A 25211-nucleotide genomic window follows, 5' to 3' on the forward strand; every position below is an offset into this window, starting at 1 on the left:
CGAGAAGTGGTCCTTGGCATTATATACTGCGAATCCCCTGAAGGAAATAGTGCTTGTTGATTAAAAACCAGTGCATTTTTTTGAGGGGAGGAAAAATGGTTTTGAGCAGAAAAGAAAGCGCCAAAATCGGCTTGGAGCTCAAGACCGTGAGGACACTTTTCTTGAGCCCACTTGGCAGGACGGGAACAGCGGGCTGCTTTTTTTGGAAGAGGACTGCCGATTTCCCTATCTTAAAGGCGCGATCTTTGAGAGAATCTTCCGACATAAAATGATCGTGATGTGCTAAGGCTTCGGGCTTATACATAAGCTTCATCCCTCTTTGGCTCAAGCGATATCCGAGCTCGATGTCTTCCCATCCGTAAACCTTAAAATCAGGATCGAAAGACTCCTTTTCCAAAAGATCTTTTTTGATGGAAATGTTGGAGGTGTAAAAATACCAAAAACTCACCTCCTCCATGGGCTTCAAGTGATGATACGCAAATTGAGGGCCTCCGTGCGTGAGCCATTCCATGAAGGGTGTGATTTCTTGGCTTGGATCCCACTCGGTGAGCCCCAGGCAGGCGAATTCTTTTTCCGGGTGCTCTCGATGAAACTCCGTATGTTTCAAAAGAAAATCCGGAGAGCCATAAATGTCATCTCCTATAAATAAGATCACCTGCCCCTGAGCTTGCCGAAGTGCTTTATTACGAGCATTGCCCTGCCCCGCATTTTCCTGATGAAGGTGTTTTATATTGTTCCAGTCCTTTGCCCATCGCTCCAAAACTTTTGGAGTGGAGTCCGTGCTCCCGTCGTCCACCACCAAGACTTCAAAACTTTCACTCGCCAAACTTTGTTCCCGCAAAGCGTGAAGACATTTCTCAAGCTTCTCAGCTCGATTGTAAGTGGGGATGATGACGGAAAGAAAGGGTGCCATTATCCTTACTTTAATACTTAATTTGGAAAATTCCTATGGAGAGAGGTGGGCTCATGAATCCCACGCCTCCCCAATAAGCGCTCGAATCCTCTACGCCGCCACAAGTTCCTTGGCTTCTTCCGCCAGTTCTTGGCTTTGGATGCTTTGATGGTCTCTTTCGTATTTAAAGAGATGCACATCATTCAAGACCACTTCCGTGACATAGTGCATGACTTTGTCGTTGCCTTCGTAGGCACGGTTGGTTAAGCGGCCTTCCACCATGACGGGGGTGCCTTTGCGCAAATGCTTGGCGCAGATTTCCGCCAGCTTTTCCCAGGCCACGATGCGGTGGAAGTCGGCACTCTTCTTGAGTGTCCCCTCTTGGTCCAGCCATTCGTTGTTGGTGGCGATGGCAAAACTGAGTACGGATTTTCCACTTTTGGTGGATTTTATTTGGGGGTCTGCCACGACATGACCCAAAATACTCACACGATTGATGCTTTTCATAGAAAGGGGGTTAATGATAAGCTCTTCTTTTATAACAAGCTGACCTTTATAAAATCCTGAATTTATTCTTAAATAGTTCTGAATCTTTCCTGACAAAAATCATTATGTTTACCGGAATTGTTGAAAACTTAGGGACCGTTCAAAAGATTTCGCCCGATGCGGGTGGGGTTGAGCTCCTGATTCATAGCGATTTTCCGCAAAAATACCTGAAAAAAGGCACCAGTGTTTTGGTGAATGGAGTGTGTTTGACGGTGGAAAAGAGTGATTCCAAAAAAAAGGAATTCACCCTCCATCTGGTTGAAGAGTCCCTGGCACGAACGGCGTTCAAAAGTGTAAAACTTGGGGATAAAGTGAACCTTGAGTCCTCCCTTACCCTCAATAAAGCTTTGGCGGGGCATTTGGTTTTGGGCCACATTGACTTCACGGCACGGGTTTTACGGGAAGCCCCTCTCCTGGAGCTGGAAATCCCAAAGCCGTACTGCAAGTATTTCCCTGAAAAGGGTTCTATTACCGTGCATGGCGTGAGTCTCACCATTGCAAAACGCAGTACAAATCATATTCAAGTCGCCTTGATCCCTGAAACGCTTAGGTCCACCAATTTGGCTTCTTTCAAAAAAGGGGATTCCCTTAATATTGAAATTGATGTCTTGGCGCGCTATCTTGAAAGCCTTCTTGCCCCTTCTCTATGAAAATTGCCATCGTGGCCTCTGAATTCAACCCGGAAGTGACTGAGCCTTTGCTCGCCGAATGCTTGCGAGGGCTTAAGGAACAGGGTATCGAGCCCCTGGTGACCCGCGTGCCGGGTGCTGTTGAAATTCCATTGACCGCCCAAAAAATCATTCGAAATGAGCGGCCTGATGCCGTGATTGCACTGGGGTGTGTCATTAAAGGAGAAACCGAGCATTACGACCTGGTTTGCACAATGTGTGGAGATGGAATCATGGCCACGATGCTCGAAACCGGAGTTCCTATTATTTTTGAAGTTTTGATGGTGGATGATGAGAAAAAGGCCTTGGCACGGATTCCAAAAGGCTATGAAGCAGCTTTTACCGCGGTGAAGATGGCGAAACTCATTCGAAACGCTTCTTAATAAAGCCCAGCCAGCGTTTTACGGCAGAGCGACAAAGAAACCAGTTCAAACTGAGAAGCGCCCAGGGTGCGGCTCCGCTTGCGCTTGCAAGAGAGTCGGAAAAAAGAACGGAAGTGGTGTAATTATTGGTGAAGATCTGCTCCTCTACATTTTGATGGTACAGAAAATAAGTTACGCCCAAAGCAAGGCCAAGGATGAAAATCACCCCCAGGGCCTTAAGAAGTAGCATGGTCTTTTTCTTTGTATTTTTCATAGATCCTCTTATTTTAACATAAAAAAGACTACCTGTCACTACACCTTTGCGATGTTTTTAGTTAAGCTGGGCTCATGTCATCCCTTCGTACACTTCATTCCACTGATTTTTCCGGCAAACGGGTCCTGCTTCGAACCGATTACAATGTCCCTGTAAAAGATGGTGAGGTGCAGGATAGGACTCGAATTGAAGAGAGCCTCCCCACCCTTCGTTTTTTGGAGAGTCAGGGGGCTAAAATCATTATTGCGAGTCATTTGGGACGACCCAAGGGAAAGCCTGCAGATGAATTCCGTTTGGATCCTGTGGCTCGCGAGCTCTCTGCTCTGCTTGGCAAGCCGGTAAAAAAACTCGACGACTGCGTTGGCCCAGCGGTTGAAGCTGCCATTGCCACGATGCAAGCGGGAGACATTATTCTTTTGGAAAATCTGCGCTTTCATCCTGAGGAAGAGGCGAATGATCCTCACTTTGCTCAAGCCTTGGCGGCACTTGCCGATGTTTTTGTGAGTGATGCTTTTGGTACCGTACACCGTGCTCACGCCAGTACAGAGGGAATTGGCCATCAACTCCCCGCCATTGCCGGACTCCTGATTGAAAAGGAGGTGAAGGCTTTGGGTACTTTGTTGGAAAGCCCTGCTCACCCCGTCTGCCTTATTGTGGGAGGAGCCAAGGTGGACACAAAAATTGGAATCTTGGAAAAATTTCTCACCATTGCCGACTCTTTTCTTATTGGAGGAGCCTTGGCCAATACTTTTTTAAAAGCTCAGGGTGTTGATATTGGGGCTTCGCTCCATGAAGAAGAGAAGCTTTCGGTCGCCCGTAAGTTCCTGGCGGAGGCTGCCGGTAAAGAGGTTCTGCTGCCCACGGATTTTGCACAAGAAGAAGTGGAGGGTTCTTTTAAAATCTTGGATTTGGGTGAAAAAACGGTGGAAGCCTATTTGGCTGTGATCGAAAAAGCAAAAACCATTATTTGGAACGGGCCCTTGGGGCTCTATGAGATGGAGGCCTTTGCAAAAGGAACAAAAGCAATTGCGAAAGGAGTTGCGGAGTCCGGTGCCTCTACAGTGCTTGGTGGCGGAGACACCGTGGATGCCATCCACCATTTTGGCTACACAGGAAAAGAGTTCGGCCACATTTCCACCGGTGGTGGGGCTATGTTGGAGTTTCTGGAGGGAAAAGAGCTGCCAGGACTTAAAATCCTGATGGATTAGATAAAGATGCGATGTAATTCTCCAAAAGGATTTGGGCGCTGCGACTGTCTACGCGCTTCATCCTTGGCACAAAGGCTTCTTGGCTTGAGAACCGTTCGTCGATGGTGCAAATGGGGAGACCACAAGCGTCCCGAATGAGTTCGATCTGTCGAATGGCTTTCTTGGTTTGTGGGCTGTGTTTCCCGTCCAAACGAAGAGGAAGCCCCAAAAGCACTCCGATACAGTTCTCTTCCTCCAGTATTTTTTTGAGTTTTATCAAAAGATCCATATTGGATTTGTGTTTGATCTCCTCTCTTAAAAACGCGACTTTTTGATCTTTATCTGAAATGGAAACTCCCGTGTAGGCGGTCCCCAAATCCAGCGCGCAAATTTTCCCTTCACTCGGCAATAACATGGATGAGAAAGTTAGTGGAAATGTCTTTAAAAAGTTGAGCCGAAACGGGAACGACCCCCAAGCTCTTGATGGGCTCGGCCAGATTGATCTGCTTCTCCGGAATATCCACGAGCAATTGAGCTTGCACGGCTTTGGCAATGTCTTTTTCGTGCAAGGAGGCGTAGAGCTTCCCTGTTTCACTGGCTTTTCCTTGAATAGTGACGGTTTTCCCCTCCAATTTGGCCTTCACGGATAGTGCGCTTTCTTTGATGGTTTCGAGCTTCTCTACCGCCTTGGCTTGCTGAGCCCGCACATGTCCAACCTGTGAACTGGTGGCTGGAACGGCCAGCTTCCTTGGAGCGAGAAAATTCTGGAAATAGCCGTCGGAGACTTCTTTGATTTCTCCTTTTTGGCCTAAATTTTTGACGAGGGTGCAAAGTACAACTTTCATAGCTTGGGGATTATTAATTCAGTGTCCATAAATGGATGGTGGAGAACCGGTCTTTAGGAAGCAGGAGTTTATCGAATTCCACTCCGGTGACTTTGGTGTCCACCAAATAGTAATAACTGGGAGTGTAAAGGAAAACGGCAGGGACATCGGCGGCGATGGTTTCTGCCAAATCCTGCAAAAGCTCCTGTTTCTTTTCCTCATCAAAGGATCCGCGAATGCTTTCGATTAAGAAATCTGCTTCCGGATTGATGTAGTTGGATAAATTGAGTCCCGTTTCACTCACTTGGCTGGAATGCCAATATGCAAAAGTATCCTGGTTGTATCCCAGGCTTTGCCCATAAAGCAAAATATCATAATCCCGTGTTTTTATTTTTTCTTCCAAGACTTCCAATGGGTAGGACTCTACCGTCACCTCCACGCCAATGGCGCCCAACTGTTCTACGATCAGGTCCGCAGTGAGCTGCCCCACTTCTTCTTGCAGGGCGTTTTCCACCCCAAAGTCCCTTCTTAAAAGTCTCAGTGAGAAGCTTTCGCCCTCTTCGTTGCTACGAACGGTTGCCCCTTCTTCCAGCTTCCATCCCGCATCAAAAAGTGCACCTTGCGCCTCATTGGTATCTGCCGCAAAGAGCCATTCTTCCTGATTCAATTCCAAAAGAGGGGTGTCGATTCGAACGCGATAATTGATGGCTTCCAAAATCTCCTCTTTATCGATTGCCTTTGAAATGCCAAGTCGTTCTTTGTTTTTTGATAGAAAGGGTGCATCGGTGTTGAAGAATAGCGCGGTATACTGAGGGAGTTCATACTGATAAGTCACCAGGTTGTTGAGATTCATTTCATCCAAAAGACTCTGACGGATTCGAGCGGCTCCATTCCACACTGATCGATTGTTTACCAGCTCTTGTGCGCTTGGGTAAGCCACAAAACGGAGTTTTTCGATTTGTGGGAGGTTTCCATAGTATTGGGGAAATATTTCTAAAGAAACGGAAGTGGAGCCATCCCCATTGATTTCGTAAGGAGAAAGCACTTGATAGGGGCCGGTTCCTACGGGAAGTTGATTGAAATCGTGAGTATCGAGTTCGGCGACGGGAACTTCGCCCAAAAGGTGTTCCGGCAAGAGTCCAACGGCCAAACTGGTGAAGAAGAAGGAATTGGGAGAGCTGAGGGTGAAGCTGACCGTACGGGTGTTGACCTGCTCGATTTTAACGCCCTCAAAGTTTGATTTTAAGATAGGGTTGTCGAATTCCGGACTTTGAATCACTGTGGCATAGGTGAAGAAGATATCATCCGCCGTCACTTCTTCGCCATCGTGCCAAAATACATTGTTTCTTAAGGTGAAGGTGTATGTCAGTTGATCTTCACTCAAGGTGTGAGTGGCAATGTCTTCATCAAATGTCCCCGTGAGGGCATTGTATCGCACCAAACCTGAAAAGATCAGGCTGGAGATGTCGGTGTCCGCCTCGCTGAATTCCGTGAACACAGGGTTGAGATGGGTGATTTCGCCCACTAGACCCTCACTATAGCTTTTTTGAGTGCTTCCAAATTGGGCATCGGTCCAGAACAGGATGGAAAGCGTGCTCAGGACAAAAACGGTGAGCATGAAAAGACTGAGCACCTTTTCCTTACGCGTGAAGGAACGAAGTGTTCTAAAAAATAGATTCATTGAACGAAGTTAAGAGAGAGTGAAAGAACTAAAAATAGAACAATCATTCCAACGGTAGCTTGGGCAAGTACTCGTTCCGCTCCCCTTTTCTTGGTTTGAATTGCTCCACCTCCAACCCCTGCAATTCCTTCCCCAAGACCGCTTCCGCGTTCCTGAATAAGAATTAAGATGGCCAGGAGAATGGATACGATGATCTGTGCGATGAGAAGTGCGGTTTGCATAATTATATTGGATATGGCTTACGCCGTGTTATTCGTCTTTCAAGAACCAGTGAATCAGCCAATTGGCTAAGCCAAAGATAACGGCTGCGAGCAGATAGGTCAAGACCCCATCCACTTCCAAATTTACCCCTTCAAAATCTAAAACTTCCAAAATCGCTTCCGACAGGTAGAGCATCAGGGCGTTCAGTACGATGAGGAAGAGCCCACCTGTTATGAAAACCAGAGGAAAGGCCAGGAGCTTTAAAATGGGCTTGAGGATAAAGTTGAGGACGGTAAGGATTATGGCCACAATCAGTGGAGCCACCCACCCCCCTTCAAAAACGAATCCGTCCAGAAGCTTGCTCACCAGGAATAGGGCGAGAGCGTTGGCCAAAATGGTGATGAGCATTCTCATAAATTTATGGGTTGATTCTTTTGATACCTACTTTAGCAGAAATTCCGTCGATTTCGATCTTTTTTTCGAGGTCCCCATCCAAATTTCCCTTTTGTGAAAGCTCTTCGGCAAGCGTTTCTTCTTTAATGCTATCTGCAAAACGGGTCACCGCTTCCTCCAATTGTCCACTGGTCTCGATTAAAAGCTGAATGTGATCGCTCACTTCAAAGTTGGCTTCTTTCCGCATGTCTTGTACGACGCGGATGAGTTCACGCATCAAGCCTTCCAGATACAAGTCATCGCTTATTTCCGTATCCAGACTCACCACGATGCCATCTTCAGACTCAATATCCACTCCTTCCTTGCCTTTGTAGGCCAGCTCAAGCTCTTCCGGCTCCAAAGAGTAACCCGCCACTTCCACTTTTCCGTCTTTTGAGACCGTGAAGTGACCGGCCTTGGCCTCTTGAATGATTTTTTGCACCTCCTTCCCATATTTTGGGCCCAGGAGTTTTGCGTTGGGTATGGCCACAAAATCCGCGACTTCGCCCGGATCTTTGAGCAATTCGAGCTCTTTTACATTCAATTCTTCCAGAATCACCTCTTTTTGCAGAAGAACCACTTTTGGATCAATGGAATGTGGCAAACCCACCACCACTTTGGAGAGCGGCTGGCGAACACGAATTTTCTTTTTTCCACGAATGGCGTGCCCCAAATTCACGATTTGTCTTGCCAGAGCCACTTCCTGATTGAGTGCGGTATTGATGAGTTTTTTATCGGCCTTTGGCCAATCCGTAAGGTGCACGGACTCTTGGTTGGTGAGATTGCGGTATATTTCATCCGAGATGAACGGCATGAACGGTGCAAGCAGTTGAGAAAATTGCACCAAGACCGTGTGCAGGGTTTGATAGGCCTCCCATTTATCGGCATCGTTTTCCGATTTCCAGAAACGGCGGCGGCTGCGACGAATGTACCAATTTGAAAGATGATCCACAAATTCCACCATGGGTCGTGTGGCTTTGGTGAGATTATAGTCTTCCATATTTTGGGTCACTTCTTCGGTGAGCGTATTGAGGTAAGAGAGAATCCATTGATCGAGTTTGTGCTTGGGCTCAAATGGCGCGTCTTGCGCTTCGAACTGATCGATGTTGGCGTAGGTCACGAAGAAACTGTAGGTATTCCAGAGTGTGAGCGTGAATTTTTTAAGCAGGTCATCCACATGTTGTTCGGAAAATCGTACATCTTCAGCGAGCGGCGCGGTGGAGGTGTATAGAAACATGCGCACAGTATCGACGCCCTTTTCCTCAAAAAGAAGATTGGGATCCGGATAATTTTTTTTGCGTTTGGAAAGTTTTTCTCCGTCGGCTGCGAGTAAAATTCCATTCACAATCACATTCTTAAAGGCAGGCTCATCAAAGAGAATGGTGGCAAGTACATGCAGGGTGTAGAACCAGCCGCGGGTTTGGTCGAGCCCTTCGGCGATGAAATTGGCCGGGAAGTTTTTTTCAAATTCCTCCTTGTTTTCAAAGGGGTAATGCAGCTGCGCGTAGGGCATGGCACCGGATTCAAACCAGCAGTCCAGGACCTCTGAAATACGAGTCATGGGGCTGGAACAATCCGGACAAGTAAGTTTGATTTCATCGATATAAGGTTTGTGCAAGTCCAGTTCTCCATCACGAGTGGGCAGCTTGCCACCGCTCATTTTTTTGAGCTCTTCCACGGAACCGATGCAGACTTGTTTCTCACAAGAATCACAGGTCCAAATGGGCAATGGAGTTCCCCAAAAACGATTTCTGGAAATGTTCCAGTCTCGCACGGTTTCCAGCCATTTTCCAAAGCGCCCGTCTTTAATGTGGTCGGGCTGCCAGTGAATTTTTTGATTGTTTTTCTGAAGCCGCTCTTTGATTTCCGTCACGCGAATGAACCAAGCCTTGGTGGCGTAGTTTAAAAGTGGCGTGTCGCAGCGCCAACAGTGCGGATAACTGTGACGGAAGTTTTCTTTTTTAAAGAGCAGGCCATTTTCCTCGAGCCAGTCGGCGATGGCGTTTTCTTGGCCTTTTACAAATTTCCCGGCCCAAGGTAAGACCTCTTTTTCAAAATGGCCGTTCATCCCCACATGTTGAATCACCGGCAGCCCCTCAGCCTTCCCCGCAAGATAATCGTCTTCTCCATAACCCGGGGCGATGTGAACGATTCCCGTTCCATCTTCAGTCGTTACAAAATCGGTTGCAATGACGCGCCAGGCGGTTTCGATCCCCGGAAGATCGGCATTTTCATAATAGGAGAAAAGCGGTTCGTATTTTTGTCCGACCAAATCGGCTCCTTTCATTTCTTTTTCGATGGTGAGCCCGTCCATGTCAAAATGTTTTTCAAGCAAGGCTTTGGCCAGAATAAACGATTTCCCCTCTTTGGAGATCTGTACATAGTCGATCTCCTTGCCCACCGCGAGCGCGACATTGCCGGGGAGTGTCCAGGGTGTTGTGGTCCAGGCCAAAAAGTAAAGGTTGCTGTTTTCTTTGCTTCGAAACTGCGCGGTCACCGTGAGGTCCGTGACATCTTTGTAGCCCTGGGATACTTCAAAGTTTGAAAGCGGCGTGCTGCAACGAGGGCAAACATGCATGGACTTAAATCCCTGGTACATCATTCCCTTTTCCCAAATCTGCTTAAAGACCCACCAGATGGATTCCATGTAATTGGCGTCCAGCGTGGCGTAGCCGTTTTCGGTGTCCACCCAGCGAGCGATTCGTTCGAAAAGGCCGCCCCACTGCTCCGTATAACGGAAGACACTTTCACGACACTTGGTGTTGAATTTTTCCACACCGAGTTTTTCAATATCTTTTCTTCCGCTCAGTTCGAGTTCTTTTTCAATCTCATATTCTACCGGTAGACCGTGACAATCCCAACCGTTCACGCGCGGTACGAAAAAGCCCTGCATGGTCTGGTAGCGCGTCACGGCATCTTTGAGCGAAAGGGCCATGATGTGGCCGTAATGCGGAAGTCCGTTGGCAAAAGGCGGCCCATCAAAGAACACGAATTTTGGCTTCCCTTTGCGCTGTTCCACACTTCGTTCAAAAATATTTTTCCGTTTCCAAAACTCCATGTGCTTATGCTCAATTTCAGGAAGGTGCGTTTTGGAATCGACGGGACGATACATATGTGTGGCTATTCTAGGAATAAAGGGTGTTCTGAGCAAGAGCTGTTTACTTATGGATATTGAATGGCTTTTAAAAAACCGCCTTGCGTTGTCACATTTGATACTTTTTCTCGCACTGAATCCCCTTTCATTTATACCAAGGCAAAGCAATCAATAGTGGCCTTAGTGGGGTATTTATAAGTTTGGTAGTGCCCACCCTTATCTTGATGCGACTGAAGATCCCTAGAACCTGGGGGCGTATGGCTTGCCATACTTATATCCTCCAGCGTTATTCCAAATCTACAATCCTCCATCCAATCATTATCCCTCGAAGCTGTCTTCCAGTGGCTTGGCGTAACAAAACATAGAAGTGGCACCTCTGGAGGTATACCGCTACCTATTCTCGTATTTGCCCTAATTCCTGCTTTTCCATCGAAACAGTATGTATGATGTGCGAGACTCAGATGAGGTCTCCCATTATGGTCGTAAATCAGTGGAATATTTTGTTTAGGGGCTATTTCCTCTGGACCCATTTGTCTGGGGAAAAGTGCTCTTGTGGGCAATGAGCCTGTATATTCTGGGAAGCCGGTGTCTCTCACAAACACCCCTCGTTTACCCAAGCTTTTGATGATCTCCTCAAGGGGGCTATCTCCTTGTTGGCCCATGAATAACCCCGACCTTGTAATAGCAAAGAGGTCACGAATAGCGTCAGCAACTTCTTGGTCTACTGGGGTTCTTTTTAAGCTTTGGGTTATTCTACTCCTACCTGAATCCCTCTGTGGAGACAAGTCCTGAAGACCCCTCACATTGCATATCCTTTGCCGAAATAGATGGCGCGCGCTAGTTGTGGTACCGTTATCAGCGGACCCCTCTTCCCAATGCTCTCCATCCATGAGAACTGCATCTAACTGCTTTTCGACTTCACAAGCTCTTTCCCCGAGCAGTCTAAGATTTTCTTTGATTTCAGCTTCAACTGGGGTCTGTGCATCCGTCATAAATTAGCTTGAAGGAATAGAAGACTGCATCTTCCCCCCAAGAATAAAATTCGTCAATGGAAGAAAGATTTATTTGTCAGTGGATTGACGCCATGTTAACTTTTGTAAAGTTACCTTACCTATGCGTCACAATCCCTCCAATCCTCAAGTCAGCCTGCTGCGATATGAAATTCGTGAAATTGTGGATTTTGTGCAGAAATTGCAGGAGCTGAATCCGGCGCTGGTCATTGAAAACGAAAATATTGGAGATCCGGTGGCCAAGGGTTGGCCCATTCCACCTTTTTTAAAAGATTTGATTCGCACGGAAATTGAGATTCCCGGGGATAAAGTTTTTGGCTACACCCATTCCCGCGGGCACATTGAAACGCGCAAATGGATCACACAATACTGCAAACGGTTCTCTCCAAGTGTGGATTTGGACTACGAAAATGTGCTGATCACCAGCGGGCTTGGAGCCGGAATTTCTGCGCTGTACCACATGCTCCCCAAAGGGCTTCGCATCCTACAGCCGAGCCCCTCTTACCCCACGCACGCGTCCATGGAATCTTTTGCGGCCGGTGCGGATCCCATTTTATACAAACTGGATCCCCTCAATAATTGGCAGCCCGATCTTGCGGATATGGAGGCTCAAATTGTGGCGCATCCGGAAGTGATTGGAATTTTGCTCATCAATCCCAACAACCCCACCGGAGCCATTTACAGCAAAGAGACCTTGGAAAAAGTGATTGCCTTAGCCAAAGCCCACGGACTGATGATTTTTTCGGATGAGATTTATTTCCGATTGGTTTACAACGATATGAACTTTGTTTCCATCACGGAATTGGCGCACGAGCAGGTGCCTTTGGTGGTGATGCGCGGCCTCTCCAAAGATGTGCCTTGGCCTGGCGGCCGCTGCGGTTGGCTGGAATTTCATGGCACTCACTTGGATAAGGATTATAAGGATTATGTGGACTCGGTAAAAAAACGCGTGTTGATGGAAGTGTGCAGCGTGACCCTGCCTCAGTTTTTGCTCCCCAAAATTTATGAGCATCCGGATTTTGAAACTTGGCTTCACTCCTACAATGCACATTTGGAGGAGAACAGCCGGATCATTGCGGAAATTTTATCTGGCGTGAAGGGGCTCACGGTGAATCGCACCAATGGAGCTTTTTACATGATGCCGATTTTTGAAGAGGGCGTGCTGAAGCCCGGTCAAACCCTGCCGATTGAGCATGAAGGCGTGCGCAAATTTGTAGAAGAAAAGACGGCGAATCCGGATCTTCCGCTGGATAAACGATTTGTGTATTACCTCTTGGCGAACACCGGCATTTGCAGCGTTCCCGCCAGCAGTTTCTTTAGCCCGCACCTGGGCTTCCGCATCACCACTCTGGACTATCACCCCGACCGCCTCAAAGAGATCTACGAAAAACTGGCGAGGGCGATTGAGGGGTATTTGGCGAGCTGCTAGACGGATCAACCCAAGCTCTTTCGCATGACGGCGGCTTCGACGAGGTCGGCTTGAAAGTCGATGCCCATTTCGCGTTTGAAGAGGATGTTTGAGGTGAGGTTGCGGTGCAGGAAGTGATTGGGTTTTTGGGGCCCGAGTTCAATTTGGAGGATTTGCTGGGTGAGTTCGACATCTTCTAAGATTTCCTTCGCCCAGGTTTCCGTCTCAGCAAATTTTTCAAGATTTTCTCTATTCAAGTACTTGCCCGCATGTTTGAGTTCGGATCGGATCGTGAAAAAATGTTCTTCTAAAAGTGGGAGGAGGCCAAGTTCTTTGACCTGTTTGAGGGCCCGCCCTGTGCCGATGAATTCGGGGGGGATGCCGAGGGAATAACAGGCTCCCGTGAAGGTGATGGCTCTGGGCAATTTGATTTCACCCACTCCCCTGTTGTAGCCAAATAAACCGATGTGCTGCACGCGTTCACGACGAGCGGGAATGTGCTTTGCCATTTCGTTGATGAGAGGAGCAAAACCTTCCAGTGTGGGGTGATAAGTATTTTTAAAAAGCTGAATGAGGTCTTTGAGTTTGGCAAAGGTCGCATCGTCAAATTCGGGGGCTTTCTTTTTTGGGAGTTCGGACTCGATGAATTTCAGCGCTTTTTGAACTTCTTCTTGAGGGTAGTCATAACGGAAGGCGGATTGGATGGATATGGTCCGCACTCCTTCGTATTGAGGGAGCACTTGTTCTATATTCTCGGGGTTGATTCCGCCGCGGAAAGGCAAGGACCCACTTCCGATGATGGGGTACATGGGGATGCCGGTTTCTTTTTCGAGGCGAGCGATTTCGCGAAGTGCGAGGCGGGAGGCGAGCACGGCTGGTACAAAACCCGCGTTTAGAGCTGGGTCAGACCGTGCGATGAAGACGCGAAGATAGGGCGGATCTTTTTTAAAATGTTCTCTGTGGAGCCGTAGAAATTCGGCGAGCACTGTGGCACAGCCTGCGAGGTCGTCCACGCTTTCGAAAAGAGGAATGATATGGATGTAATCTCCTCCAAAACGGTTGGCATCCGCTCCTTCTTCATCTGAAAAAATCTGTTCGTGAAGTTGAGCGGTTCGTTCGAAGGTTTTTTGAATATGAATGAGTTGATCCGCCGATTTGGTCATGGGCAAAATCAGCTCAAAAACAGGTGGTGTGTTCAGCCCCAGGGACTTCATGAACTCAGCGGCGGAGAGCACGCTCATGTAGGCGCGCGCGAGTTTAAAAGACTTTTCTTCCCAAATGTTGGGGATGCGAAGGGTGATGAAGCGATCTTTTCCCAGTTGATCCTTTTTAAAATCCTCAAAATAATTGGAGAGCAGGCGCTCGATCATGCCTTCGTCGGCGAACTTGCCTTCCCAGTCCCACATGTATTCATCACAGCCGAGCCCAAAAAAACTCTGATAAATTTCCTCCACTTCTTTGTGCGTGTTTATAAAAGGTGAGTCTGTCCAAAAAGGCGCACAGGCGTTGTCGGGGTGCTGAGTGGCCATGAGAGCCGGGATTTTGCGCGAGGTGATGGGGTTGAACATGAGCATAATTTATATTATATTTACCCCTATGGCCACAGAATCTGCCGCTCAAATTTCTCCGAAATGGGGTATTGAAACCAGTCTTGCCCGCGCCCGTGAAGGTGGACCTGTTCGTGTGGCTGCTCTCGTTCGCGGAGAACCTTATGGTCAGCCTGTTGCAATAGAAAATCTGATTAGATCCAGTTTTGACAATGTGCTCCTGGACTTACAATTCCGACAACCTGGAGAACATGCCTTGGCTTATAGCCTCGGAGGGGACCCAGATGCTTTTGCACTGGGACTCATTGAAGTGCCTGCAAGAATACAGGAAAATGGGCCTCTCGATTTCTTAGGGTATGTCTCAACATTTTGGACTTCTTCTCGATCTTTTTTGCCCGTACTGGTGAGTACGGAATATTCTTATGATCGTCAACAGAGCTCCCAAGAACTCGTGGAGAGTTGTGCTCAATGGCATGCTTTGTATTTAAACTCCACTACTGATTCTTTGATTTCTGATCTCCGTATTTTTTTTGAGTGCGTCAAAACGGGAAGACCCTTCCTTGATAATGTCCATTTCCCTTTCAGGCCGTAAGTTTAATCTTATCGAATTCCGGATCGATGGTGAGGCGGCTTTCTTCGGGTAGGCTTTGGCCCTGATATTTTGAGCTGGCTTTTTTGTTGTATGGAATGTCGGCGGGGCTGCTCATTTCTTCAAAAGCCAATTGGCAGACGCGCATTCCTGGATAGAGCGCCACGGGCATACGGTTGATGTTGGTGATTTCGAGCGTGATGGTTCCTTCGAATCCGGCATCAATGAAGCCGGCGGTGGAATGCACGATGATTCCGAGTCGCCCGAGGGAGCTTCGGCCTTCCACACGGGCCACGATGTCGTCCCCAAGTTTTACTTTTTCCATGGTCACTCCCAACACAAAATCGCCAGGATGAACGATGAAAGGCTCCTCCGGATTGGTGATTTCCACCAAAGTCGTGAGCCCTTGAAAGGACTGCATCTTAAGCGGATCGAGCACTGGAAATTTGCTGTGGTTGTAAACCTTAAACCACTTCCCCAGTCGCAAATCCATGCTGGACGCATGCACATTCTTTTCGTGATCTCCCTCTGGAGATTCAACAGCAATGCGTCCGCTTTGAAGGGCAATTTTGATGTCGTGGTCGGATAGAATCATGATGTGGCTTTATGTAAGCCAAATCTACCGTTCTCTGACTTAAGCCGCAAGGGCTTGTTTTCCAGCTCAATGGAATGAGCTTTTATCAATCGTATGCTTTCCCGGGTAGCTTGATATGCCAAAGCCCACCAGGTGAATGCACACAGTTGAATGTGTTCCAGGCGTCTCTATACGCAAACTCTCGTGGTATTTCCGCAAATTGCCTAGGGTCTAGTGGTCTGTTTGTTGTATTTACTACCGTGACTACGGGTGGCATGATTGTCCACTTGCATTCAAATACGCCAGGATGTAACGAACGTAAACGCTCTAGTGTTTCTCTAGTTGTGTCTACCCCCTTTCTACTTAACCCTCCACCATCAACATCGTCTTGAATAGCCAAAGTCGGAACATTGTGAGTTGTATAACTCCCTCTTTGTCTTATGATTTCATCTCGCCCCTCCCTTTTTAGAGTGGGACTATCTGCGTTTACCGTGAGTAGATCTACAAGATGCCCGGCCATTCTTAGGTCATGTGAGGCTGCATGAACAAGGCGAGCCGTCATTGTGGTTTTTCCGATTTGTGATGGACCTTCAACCCATATAAATGAGGGGCAATAGGGAGTCGCTAAAAGCTTTTCCATAACTAGGGCTGCATGGGCTACTTGTTCTGGACGAATTGGTCTGTTCCCCCCAGCTTGATCCCAAAGTAAACCTTCTGCTGTCCACATTTTAGTCACACCCCCGCAAGGCCATTCATTTGCCGGTTTTTTTACTTCGCGTGGCTCCCCTAAATTTCTGACCAATTCTAGTGCTCTAACTCCTAAATTTTCCAAATGTTCAGTCACTACACTATTGAACTCAGCGCGACTTGGCACTGCTGGCTCACAGATAAGAACTCTTTCCGCTTCTTTTTTTGAACGGGTCGTGTGGAGTCTAGCCATTAGTTGATTGTCGCCATGCAAAAGATCAAATTCCTCATTTGTCAGTGGTCCGAAGACTCTTGGTTTTTCTGTATGGCCACTATTTCTTCCGTTGATATACTCATTAAGCATTGTCCTTAATGACGCTATGTAATTTCCAAACTTTCCTTTACCTTCATGCCTCCAGTCGTGGACATCAAATTGTTTTAAGAATGTGTCTAGATGTAGGCCAATACTTGGATCATTTGAGCTGTCCCGTATCACTACATCTCTTCCCTGTCTTAGCGCTGCTCCAATTAGCTCCAAGTCTTCAGGTCGAGGTTCAATTGACCACCCAAGCACTTCTGGTTTGTCAGGGCCATCAAACATGGTGCCAATTTGACCAACTACCCTTCCAAAATGTTCAGTAAGTTCTGGGTTCTCTCTCGGTGCTAGGAGATTTCCTGTAATCGAGCAACTAGAATGGCCTTTGGTGGGAGGTTTTGTTGGGGAGTGAATTGGTGTCTCTCCTTTCTGATGTGAATCTACTGCATCATCAATTAGCATCTTATAGTGACCACCCAGTGTAGGGTTTTTGTCTATTTTGATTTTGGTCTGACTGGCCGGTTTAGCGGGGTAAAATGAGACACCTTCGGGAATACTTCTTCGCATAGTGTTAATGTTGTAACTAAGCCAGCATCATAAAAAAGATTACCAGACTCCACAATGAGCGGGTTGTCAAAATTCTTGTTTTGATCTGTTAAAAACTGCCAACAGTAGTTGCTGGCAGAGGGACTTGGTTATTGACGAATTTGTAAAATAGTTGTATATTGCAGGTCGAATGAATTCAATCTCTGAGGAAATTGCTCTTGATGCTCCTCCCTCTCGTGAAAACCTACGAGATGCTCAATTGTATTTCATTGTTGGTTTGTCCAATGGACAGATCGTAAGGCAGGGTGAACACACCCTTCCCTTGGATATCCTTAAGTTTTTGAGGGTTCTGCATGAACAGGAGGGTGTGCTCATCTTATTTGATGCTCCTGCTTTACTCGATCCTACTGATCATTCATGGGATCCGTCCGCTCAAGAGATGAAGGCTTTTCTTCAGGCGGTTCAAGATGGAATGGGTCTTAATGGGATCCCTGTTCAGAATGCTTCTGAGGTGCTTGATCCTCAACGGTTCAAGGAGGCTTTTTCTATTATAAAGTCGATACTCTCTCAAGATCAGACTCTACAGGAACTGATCTGGAAGATCCCTCCTAAAAGTGCAAAGCAAGCAGCTGGTCTTCCTCCCGACGCATTGTGGAATGAACTTCAGGAGGGCGAACAAGCTAAGGCTTGGTCACTGCTTGATTACGAAATTTTACATTTAACTTTCATCGTTCTCTCCCCTGGACGAAAGATTTTACATGGACGGAGTGAAGAACGAAGCAAGCAGCTGGTTCAAAAATTAAGAACCCATCCACGGTATTCTCTTCTCGAACCTTACGATCAAAAACAAAGTGTTTGTAAACTCCCAGAGTTGAGAGAGCGCCACATCCAAGCAGATAAATATCCTAATCCTTATCGAGTTTTAGCTTCATCCTCACCCGCGGTGAAAGGCCAGATTTCCGAGTGTGGGCAAGTCCCCTTGGTTTCCAGTCTTGCCTTGGGAGATGCTTTCCGAGATCTCGTTCGTGATGGGAAACAGAAAGACTTGTTGAGTTATCTGGATTCCAACCTTAAAGGAAGTCCTCTCCAGCAGGATTTAGCTAGAGTGGATTGGGGAAATCCGGCGGCTTTGTATCTCTTGGCTGCGCGTTACATCCAAACGGTTTCCTGGCCCGTTGTAACAGCACGGGCAAAACTCTCTCAAGCTGAGGATCAAAGCTCAATCTGTCGGACGGTCCTGCGCGAATGGGTGGACAGCATTTCTCTATCTCCAAAACTTCGTGTACTTGTGGAGGTTTTAATGCCCTCACTTTATAAAGAATTGCCTCAAGAGCCGCTGGAGCAGATGGCTTGGTACCTTTCGGGGCTAAGCGCTCAAGGTGGCGTGGTTGATTCGCTCCTCGATGGACCGGAAAAAACGACTGTTGAGCTCCTCTTACAGATGCTGAGGGAGTTCTATTTGGAGCTGGGAGGGGGTCCCACTGAACTGGAAGGATCTGATTGGTGGCTCCACTGTGTGGAAATGGATTGCCGGATGAATCGGGGGCAACTGCTCCGATCTTTTGAGTCTGATGAATGGATGGATCAGACTGAACCTGAAAGAGAAAATACTGCTGTGGAATTTCTCAAGACTTCAGAGGCCTCCACTCTCTCGTCCGTCGGGGCAAGTGCCTATCATTCCATGAGGTGGGCCTTAAAAGGAATCCCGGGCTCCCTGGCCCCTATGTCACCCAAAAGTCAGCTTTTTGTTTTTGAACGGGTGCTTTTACCTTACTTATTAAAAAAAGGGGATACCTTGGCTCAAACCTTGCTTTTTATGAGCGCTTCACATTCGAATGAACTCTCTCGTCTTCGCTTGTACAGCAGCTATTTGACTCCTTTGCTTACGGCTTACTCGGATGGACGAGCCGAGGATGCACAGATGACCCCTGCAGAGAAGACGGGGGTACATTTTGAATCCGTTCGTGGCATTTCTCAGATGTACTCTCTTGATCCTATTGGTTCTGAGCATGTCAAAAATGCAGCCTTTCAGGCGTGGTGGGCGTTAAGACGAGATGAGGTGCCTGAAGCTGAGATGCCTCCAGAAGTTGTGAGGCATTTGTTACAGTAAGCGCTGTCTAGATCTTGACTTTTAATCTGTTAGTAGCTACTGTACGGATATGCAGGACTTAATTTCATTTCTCAAGGATCAAGGGTTGAGTGAAAAAGAGGCACAGTTGTATTTGGCTGCTTTACGGTATGGCCCCCAGCCCTCATCCTTTTTAGCGGGTAAAACGGGGTTGCCACGATCGACCGTTGATTATGTTTTTCAAGAGCTGGTTCAGAAAGGTTTTGGGGCTAGTCATAAAGAAAATGAGATTCGATACTATTCCGCAATAAACCCCGAGCATATTGAGTTTTTTTTGTTGGATAAGCTTGGTGAAGCGAAAAAACAAATGGAATCCTTTAAAGATCTTGTTCCTCTGTTTAAACAACAGATGAATATGTGGTCCAGCCTTCCTCTGGTTCAGTATTTTCAGGGTGTAAAGGGGCTGGAACGAATGTTGGATGATTTTTCTTCAGTCGACCAAACAGTTCTTTACATCTCCGGCCACAACATGATGCATCCTAAAATTCGTGAATACACCTACGATGTGTACCTTCCAGCCGTCCGTAAGCATAAAAATAAAAATAAAATCATCATGAATGATGGTGAGAAAGCCCGAGAATATCAAAAAAAGGCTTCTGAAGCCTATGACGAGTTTATTTTTGTGGATCCTGTGAAATTCCCCCTCACCCTCACTACAGCTATTTATGGAGATAAGGTTGCTTTTTGGTCTTACGATCCTTCAGATATGAGTGGAGTCATCCTCAAAAATAGTATGATGGCCTCACAGATGCGTACCATTTTTGAAGCCCTTCGGCAGTTTTTCTCACAAAGCTCCCGCTAGTTGGAGATGGGGTTTATTTCTCCTTTTGTCCCCACGCCTTAACTGTGCATCTTCCTCCTCCTTTTTCTTGGATCCACCTTGCGAGCTCCGTAAGGCCAACACGGTCGGCGCTCATGCCGCCCTGCCCAAATGATGTAAATCTGATATAACGAGGCCCTTCAATACCTGTAGGTACGACTCTTTCCCCCTCTTTTTTCGCGGTTCGGAAGCTCACTCTAACCCTGTCGGTGCTCTGGGTATGATCTCCTCGATAATCCCCTTTTCGTATTGTTTCGAAACGCTGAGGCCACTCAACACTTATCGTAATATCGCCAAACTCAATGGATGCACCTTGGTGACCCCTTTTATTCAATTCAGTTATCTCGGTCGCCAATCTCATGTAGAGATCTTCAAGTTCTTCTCTTGCTCCTTCTGGATTTGCCCCGAGCGCGCTTTTTATTGATGCACTATAATTATCTATATTAAAAGCGAGGGATTCCTCTATTACATCGTCTGTTTCACCATCTAGATCTGGACCCTCTGAATCTCTGGATTCTCCTTCATCTACAAATTGGAATTCTTCCGCTTTAGGCGGCTCGCCTTTAGAATTCTCCGACTGACTATACTCAGGATGATCAGGATTTGTTTGAGCTCTCATATCTTTTTATTATTTAAGAAATCTTAATATTTTAGCATATAAAGATACTTTTCACAAGGTTGATGGCAGAGTTCAATGTCAGCCCATTCCCTTAAAGACTCGCCGCCAATCCAATGTAGCTTTCCGGCGTAAGTTCCATGAGGCGTTTTTTGGCGTCTTTGGGGATGTCCAGAGTTTCGATGAAGGCGGCGATTTTGGCTTGGTCTACGGTTTCGCCGCGAGTGAGTTCTTTGAGTTGTTCGTAGGCGTTTTGGACACCGTAGCGACGGAGCACGGTTTGGATGGCCTCGGAGAGGAGCGCCCAGTTTGCATTGAGGTCTTCGCGGAGACGAGCTTCGTTCACTTCAAGCTTGCCAAGTCCTTTGAGGAGGCTTTTGATGGCCAAAAGCGAGTGGCCCAGCGCGGTTCCAATGTTCCGAAGAACGGTGGAATCGGTCAAATCCCGTTGCATGCGAGAGAGCGGTAATTTTTCGCTGAAATGGGTGAGCAGAGCGTTGGCGAGGCCCAGATTTCCTTCGGCATTTTCGAAATCGATGGGGTTCACTTTGTGGGGCATGGTGCTGGAACCCACTTCCCCGGCCACCACCTTTTGTTTGAAGTAGCCCATGGAAATATAAGTCCACACATCACGGCAAAGATCCATTTGAATGGTGTTGATGCGGCGGAGGCAATCAAAGATTTCCGCAAGATTGTCGTGCGGTTCAATTTGAGTGGTGTAGCGTTGCCAGGTGAGGCCGAGCCCTTCCACAAAGAGCCTGGAGGTTCCAATCCAATCCACTTCCGGGTAAGCCACGGCGTGCGCGTTGAAATTTCCCGAAGCTCCGTTGATTTTTCCCAAATATTCCATCTTTTGCAGTTGTTCGAATTGGCGGAAGAGCCGAGCCCCTACATTCTTAAATTCCTTCCCCACGGTGGTGGGGCTGGCGGGCTGACCGTGCGTATGGGACATCATGGGGACTTTTCGGTGTTCTTCGGAGAGCTTTTTAATCTCCGCAAGGACTTGTTCCAGATTTGGAATGAGCACGGTTTGAACCGCTCCCTTCAACATTTGCGCGTAAGCCAGGTTATTGATGTCTTCGGAAGTGCAGGCGAAATGGATGAAAGGGATCAAATCACTTCGACCCAGCACTCCAACGGCTTTTTGCAAAAAATATTCCACCGCTTTTACATCGTGATTGGTTGTTTTTTCAATCTCTTTGATCTCCTCCGCAAAGGATTCCTGAAAATCCGTGTAGAGTTTTCGCAGGGCGTCTCGCTCTTTTTCTTGTAAGGGGCTTGTTCCTTCCAACTTGAGGACATTGCACAAATGGATCAGCCATTCCACCTCCACTGCGATTCGGCTGCGGACAAGCCCGGATTCCGAGAAAAATCGTGCGAGTTCCCCAACTTTTGGAGCGTACCGACCGTCGAGGGGAGAGAGGGAGTTGATCATAATATAATATTGATGCAGCTTACGCTGCGTTATTGCTTAGCTTGCGCTTCGCTTCAGCTTGTTATTGGCTTAGTATCGAAGGAATTTTGCACTACTTTGATGTGGTTTTTAACTTTTTTGGCGAGGTCTTTGTCGGTGAGGGCCAGAATGCGCACCACGGCTTGGGCTGCATTTTTGGGGTCCACCACCGTGAGAGAGGGGGTTTCGCCTGGCATCTGCAAGGTGGAGTGAATATTGGCCAAATAGTCCGCGTGATCTTTAAATGGAGGACAAGCCACCACTGGAAAATGCGTGTTGGCAGAGACGAGTCCGCTTAGAGCGTTGGAGCGACCCGCAATGGTCACGAAGACAACGGATTCTTTTTTTTCGTTGAACTTTTTAATGATTTCCAATGTTTTTTCGGGGACCTTGTGTGCGGAGGCCACATAAATTTCGTGCTTTACTCCATAATCGCTCAAGACCTTTGCAATAACTTTGGCATGATCGAGGTCAACGCTGGAACCGAGGATGAAGGGGACAATCATATGCTGTAGTTTTTAAGGTTAGCTTCAATGCGTGAGAGCGGTTCTCCCGGATGGCCCACAAAGGCTTGCCCGGTGATCATTTCATACGCCTGAATGTATTTTTCAGCCGTTTCCACAATAACATCTTCCGGAATCTTTGGCACTTCTCCTTCCCCACGATAATCTTGATTCGCGAGCCAGAGGCGCAAGAATTCTTTGTTGATGTTGTCCGGCTCCTGCCCCGCCGCCATTTTTGCTTCGTAGGTTTCGGCGATCCAGAAACGGGAAGAGTCCGGCGTGTGGATTTCATCAATCACCACGATTTTTCCATCCGGATCGCGGCCAAATTCGTATTTGGTGTCCACCAGGATCACTCCTTGGCGTGCCGCAATTTCCACCCCACGCATGTAGAGGCCCAAAGCATAGTGAGAGAGTTGTTGCCATTCTTCCATGGTCACGAGTCCCCGTTCCACTGCTTCAATTCCACTGAGGTTCGCATCGTGCTCCCCGTGCGCCGCTTTGGTGGTGGGCGTGAGGATGGGTTCCGGCAGTCGTTGATTTTTCTTGAGTCCGTCCGGCAGTGTATTTCCACAAAAATTACGGACGCCTTTTTCGTAATTGTACCAAGCGGAGGTGGTGGTGGAACCGGTGATGTACCCGCGCACAATCATCTCGAGCATGATGGGCTTGCACTCCTTCCCCACAATCACATTGGGGTCGGGGTAGGATTCAATATAGTTTGGGCAAATGTCTTTGGTGTTTTCAAACCAAAACTGTGTCATGGCGTTGAGCACTTCTCCTTTGAATGGGATGAGCGCAATGATGCGATCGAAAGCCGAAAGCCGGTCGGTGGTGATGAGAATTCGACGATTGCCTTGCGTGTAATTGTCACGAACTTTTCCTTCGTAATAAGTTCCAAGGTTCGTGAAATTCGTGCCTTTCAGAACGAGCGGGATCTGAGAGGCAATGGTGGCTCGGTCCATCATCGTGATTTGGTTAAGGGTATTTGTATTTTAAGGATGATGGGGGAAAGGGGCAAGAGGAGATGTCTCCTTTAATTGCTCTCTCCATCGTCCGGAGTCCCTTCACTTGTCACCCTTGCCACCGTATCTGCAATGGTTGCGTCAATGGCTCTCTGACCGATTTCAGCCTTCTCAGCGCGGTAAGTCTCCAGAAGGGCTAAGATATTTGTGTGAATAGTACTATAACTCTCGAGTGCTTCCTGAGTTGCATCCTCCGCTTTATTAAGGGTAGACTCTCGTCTCACCAAGCTTGCCTCCGCTTCCTCTAATGCTGTTTGTGTCACAGGGTTAAGCGTTTCATTTGGCTTCACGCGTTGAGCTAATTTTTCTCCGAAACGAGTAATGTTCCAATCTAAACTTTTATCTACGAAATAAGCTTTTACTTTGGCTCTGTGGGTTTTCAATTCTTCCAGAGCCCTTCTTGCTCGTAACAAAATCGTAAGTTCTTCACTCAACATCTGGATCTTTGCAGGCAGTGTTTCTGTTCCCGAAGGAAGTTCTCCTATCTTTTCAAACTTTTCTGACCAATCGGCCATGGCTGCGTCCAATTCATCGCTGCATCTTTTGATGTCAGGATAGGGACTAGGAACACCCACCCGCGCCTCATCCAGTTTAACACGAGCCTGGAGTTCTGCCTCACTGGCTTGAGGGCGCAGGCCCCATGCACTCATCGCACCATCCAATTTAAAGGCTACATCGGCATCCACCAATTCATCACTTTCCTCAAAAATGCTCACTGCCTCTAGGACAGAGGCCCGATTTGTCTCATTTTGGAGCAGGTCCATAATCCTTTGGCCGAGTGAATTTGGTTCTTCTCTGGGTGCGTTACTCATAAATCAATAGGTTAATTGAGTTGATTATAACTTAATTTATCGATTTAGTCAATCCGTGGGCTTTAGCCAATTAAGCTACAGCCCCATAGTACCATGGCTAGCGTTGTTACAAGCTCAACAACACCTATCCTTTAAGAGCTCCTTCCTCCGTTAAGAGTTGTTTTTTGAGGGCGGCGCCACGGTTGTATTCGCCCAAGGCTCCGTCGCTGCGAATGACGCGGTGGCACGGGATTTTGGGGTCGTAGTTTTGCTTAAGGAGTGTGCCGACTGCACGAGCGGCACCGGGATGTCCGGCCAGGGCAGCCACTTCTTTGTAGCTTCGCACCTCTCCTTTGGGGATCTTTTGTACCACGGCAAAAACTTGTTCCCTAAAATCCATGCGCCCAGTTTAACGCAAAGAAACTTTAAATACGAATGAATTGATCTTTTGCGGCTTGATATTCTTTTGTGAACTTTGGCAAATCCTCCTTATAATAAACCTGCAAAAGCTGATCCATTTCTTTCTCTAAACCGGCATCGGCCTTCACCAAAAGCTTGATGAATGTTTTGTTTTGAGGATTTTGATCCAAAATTTCGTGGCAAGCCTTTACTGCATTTTCGTAGTCATTTTTCTGTAGCATTACGGTGATTTGCTTTTCGGCTTCGGTGAAATAGGCCTCAATCTCTTCTTTTTTACCCTCTTGAATTTTTTCTTGGACTTTTTGAAGGCGGTTTTGGAGGCTGCGGGAGCTCGGCAAAATGCTGAGCAGTCTCTGGTAAACGGCGGCCAAGGCGGCGTAATCCTTTTTTTCTATGAGTTGGGCCACAATCTGAGAATCCAGCTTGTTCTTAACATATTCCTCTTGAGCTTCATGCAAAAATTGGAGGAATCTGCTCTCCTCCGGAAACTGGAGTAAAGCTTGCTGAGCGCTCAAAAGCAGTGCGTCGAAGTTCTTTTCGGACTTCAGTCGTTTCAGCGTCTTCAGGGTTTCGGCAATTTTGGGGTTCTGCGTGGCCATCCCCTCATTATACCCTAA

The 25211-nt window shown here is 47.4% G+C and carries 25 protein-coding genes; 6 read left to right on the top strand and 19 right to left on the bottom strand.

Annotation, left to right across the window (positions count from 1 at the left end; translation table 25 throughout):
- Window positions 1-19: 19 nt before the first annotated feature.
- The 3 genes from WC777_05760 to WC777_05770 form a co-directional block, all read right to left on the bottom strand.
- Window positions 20-913: a glycosyltransferase family 2 protein gene (locus WC777_05760; protein ID MFA6024671.1), complete on the bottom strand. Its 894-nt coding sequence runs from the start codon at window positions 911-913 to the stop codon at window positions 20-22.
- A 90-nt stretch (window positions 914-1003) separates the two neighbouring features.
- Complete coding sequence (locus WC777_05765; GenBank protein MFA6024672.1) at window positions 1004-1399, bottom strand: single-stranded DNA-binding protein; 396 nt, start codon at window positions 1397-1399, stop codon at window positions 1004-1006.
- A gap of 128 nt (window positions 1400-1527) precedes the next feature.
- Window positions 1528-1797 carry a hypothetical protein gene (locus WC777_05770; GenBank protein MFA6024673.1) on the bottom strand — a complete coding sequence of 90 codons (270 nt, stop codon included), beginning with the start codon at window positions 1795-1797 and terminating at the stop codon, window positions 1528-1530.
- Between the two features lie 287 nt (window positions 1798-2084).
- On the opposite strand from WC777_05770, the gene ribH reads away from it, so the two are divergent.
- A complete protein-coding gene (gene ribH, locus WC777_05775; GenBank protein MFA6024674.1) occupies window positions 2085-2489 on the top strand; it encodes a 6,7-dimethyl-8-ribityllumazine synthase in 405 nt (134 codons plus the stop codon).
- Window positions 2490-2816: 327 nt separating this feature from the next.
- Entirely contained in the window at window positions 2817-3950 is a 1134-nt protein-coding gene (locus WC777_05780) for a phosphoglycerate kinase (protein ID MFA6024675.1), read from the top strand.
- Here WC777_05780 and ruvX read toward each other — a convergent pair.
- From ruvX to WC777_05810, 6 genes are all read right to left on the bottom strand, one after another.
- Window positions 3931-4344, bottom strand: a complete 414-nt coding sequence (gene ruvX, locus WC777_05785; GenBank protein MFA6024676.1) for a Holliday junction resolvase RuvX — start codon at window positions 4342-4344, stop codon at window positions 3931-3933. The two genes, WC777_05780 and ruvX, sit on opposite strands and share 20 nt — an antisense overlap.
- Window positions 4268-4774, bottom strand: a complete 507-nt coding sequence (gene rplI, locus WC777_05790) for a 50S ribosomal protein L9 (GenBank protein ID MFA6024677.1) — start codon at window positions 4772-4774, stop codon at window positions 4268-4270. Before rplI ends, ruvX begins: the two co-directional genes overlap by 77 nt.
- A 13-nt stretch (window positions 4775-4787) precedes the next feature.
- The gene (locus WC777_05795) at window positions 4788-6434 is read right to left on the bottom strand and encodes a peptide ABC transporter substrate-binding protein (protein MFA6024678.1); all 1647 of its coding nucleotides are present in this window, start codon (window positions 6432-6434) and stop codon (window positions 4788-4790) included.
- Window positions 6435-6683: 249 nt separating this feature from the next.
- Complete coding sequence (locus WC777_05800; protein ID MFA6024679.1) at window positions 6684-7049, bottom strand: phage holin family protein; 366 nt, start codon at window positions 7047-7049, stop codon at window positions 6684-6686.
- Between the two features lie 4 nt (window positions 7050-7053).
- Window positions 7054-10179 (bottom strand): isoleucine--tRNA ligase, encoded by a 3126-nt coding sequence (gene ileS, locus WC777_05805; GenBank protein ID MFA6024680.1) that lies wholly within the window; start codon window positions 10177-10179, stop codon window positions 7054-7056.
- Window positions 10180-10310: 131 nt separating this feature from the next.
- Window positions 10311-11153 carry a hypothetical protein gene (locus WC777_05810; GenBank protein ID MFA6024681.1) on the bottom strand — a complete coding sequence of 281 codons (843 nt, stop codon included), beginning with the start codon at window positions 11151-11153 and terminating at the stop codon, window positions 10311-10313.
- Window positions 11154-11274: 121 nt separating this feature from the next.
- Here WC777_05810 and WC777_05815 point away from each other — a divergent pair, with 121 nt between their 5' ends.
- Window positions 11275-12600 (top strand): pyridoxal phosphate-dependent aminotransferase, encoded by a 1326-nt coding sequence (locus WC777_05815; GenBank protein ID MFA6024682.1) that lies wholly within the window; start codon window positions 11275-11277, stop codon window positions 12598-12600.
- On the opposite strand, the gene ppcA is transcribed toward WC777_05815, so the two are convergent.
- Window positions 12597-14147, bottom strand: a complete 1551-nt coding sequence (gene ppcA, locus WC777_05820; GenBank protein ID MFA6024683.1) for a phosphoenolpyruvate carboxylase — start codon at window positions 14145-14147, stop codon at window positions 12597-12599. The genes WC777_05815 and ppcA overlap by 4 nt on opposite strands.
- A gap of 28 nt (window positions 14148-14175) precedes the next feature.
- On the opposite strand from ppcA, the gene WC777_05825 reads away from it, so the two are divergent.
- Window positions 14176-14718 carry a hypothetical protein gene (locus WC777_05825; GenBank protein ID MFA6024684.1) on the top strand — a complete coding sequence of 181 codons (543 nt, stop codon included), beginning with the start codon at window positions 14176-14178 and terminating at the stop codon, window positions 14716-14718.
- On the opposite strand, the gene dcd is transcribed toward WC777_05825, so the two are convergent.
- Together dcd and WC777_05835 are read right to left on the bottom strand one after the other, a co-directional pair.
- Complete coding sequence (gene dcd, locus WC777_05830; GenBank protein MFA6024685.1) at window positions 14621-15310, bottom strand: dCTP deaminase; 690 nt, start codon at window positions 15308-15310, stop codon at window positions 14621-14623. The two genes, WC777_05825 and dcd, sit on opposite strands and share 98 nt — an antisense overlap.
- 82 nt (window positions 15311-15392) lie before the next feature.
- Entirely contained in the window at window positions 15393-16859 is a 1467-nt protein-coding gene (locus WC777_05835) for a hypothetical protein (GenBank protein ID MFA6024686.1), read from the bottom strand.
- A gap of 169 nt (window positions 16860-17028) precedes the next feature.
- Here WC777_05835 and WC777_05840 point away from each other — a divergent pair, with 169 nt between their 5' ends.
- Complete coding sequence (locus WC777_05840; protein MFA6024687.1) at window positions 17029-18948, top strand: hypothetical protein; 1920 nt, start codon at window positions 17029-17031, stop codon at window positions 18946-18948.
- Window positions 18949-18997: 49 nt separating this feature from the next.
- On the top strand, window positions 18998-19768 hold the full coding sequence (locus WC777_05845; GenBank protein ID MFA6024688.1) for a helix-turn-helix domain-containing protein: 771 nt from the start codon (window positions 18998-19000) through the stop codon (window positions 19766-19768).
- A gap of 13 nt (window positions 19769-19781) precedes the next feature.
- Here the strand turns inward: WC777_05845 and WC777_05850 are convergent, their stop codons facing one another.
- The 7 genes from WC777_05850 to WC777_05880 form a co-directional block, all read right to left on the bottom strand.
- Entirely contained in the window at window positions 19782-20405 is a 624-nt protein-coding gene (locus WC777_05850; protein MFA6024689.1) for a hypothetical protein, read from the bottom strand.
- Between the two features lie 91 nt (window positions 20406-20496).
- Window positions 20497-21837 (bottom strand): adenylosuccinate lyase, encoded by a 1341-nt coding sequence (gene purB / locus WC777_05855; protein MFA6024690.1) that lies wholly within the window; start codon window positions 21835-21837, stop codon window positions 20497-20499.
- 29 nt (window positions 21838-21866) lie between these two features.
- Window positions 21867-22361, bottom strand: a complete 495-nt coding sequence (locus WC777_05860) for an AIR carboxylase family protein (protein MFA6024691.1) — start codon at window positions 22359-22361, stop codon at window positions 21867-21869.
- Entirely contained in the window at window positions 22277-23323 is a 1047-nt protein-coding gene (locus tag WC777_05865) for a phosphoribosylaminoimidazolesuccinocarboxamide synthase (GenBank protein MFA6024692.1), read from the bottom strand. Before WC777_05865 ends, WC777_05860 begins: the two co-directional genes overlap by 85 nt.
- Window positions 23324-23394: 71 nt before the next feature.
- Window positions 23395-24195: a hypothetical protein gene (locus tag WC777_05870; GenBank protein ID MFA6024693.1), complete on the bottom strand. Its 801-nt coding sequence runs from the start codon at window positions 24193-24195 to the stop codon at window positions 23395-23397.
- Between the two features lie 124 nt (window positions 24196-24319).
- A complete protein-coding gene (locus tag WC777_05875; protein ID MFA6024694.1) occupies window positions 24320-24574 on the bottom strand; it encodes an MGMT family protein in 255 nt (84 codons plus the stop codon).
- A 25-nt stretch (window positions 24575-24599) separates the two neighbouring features.
- Entirely contained in the window at window positions 24600-25193 is a 594-nt protein-coding gene (locus WC777_05880) for a hypothetical protein (GenBank protein MFA6024695.1), read from the bottom strand.
- Window positions 25194-25211 lie beyond the last annotated feature (18 nt).

The organism is Candidatus Gracilibacteria bacterium (assembly GCA_041661045.1).
In the GTDB taxonomy this organism is placed as follows: domain Bacteria; phylum Patescibacteriota; class Gracilibacteria; order UBA1369; family 2-02-FULL-48-14; genus 2-02-FULL-48-14.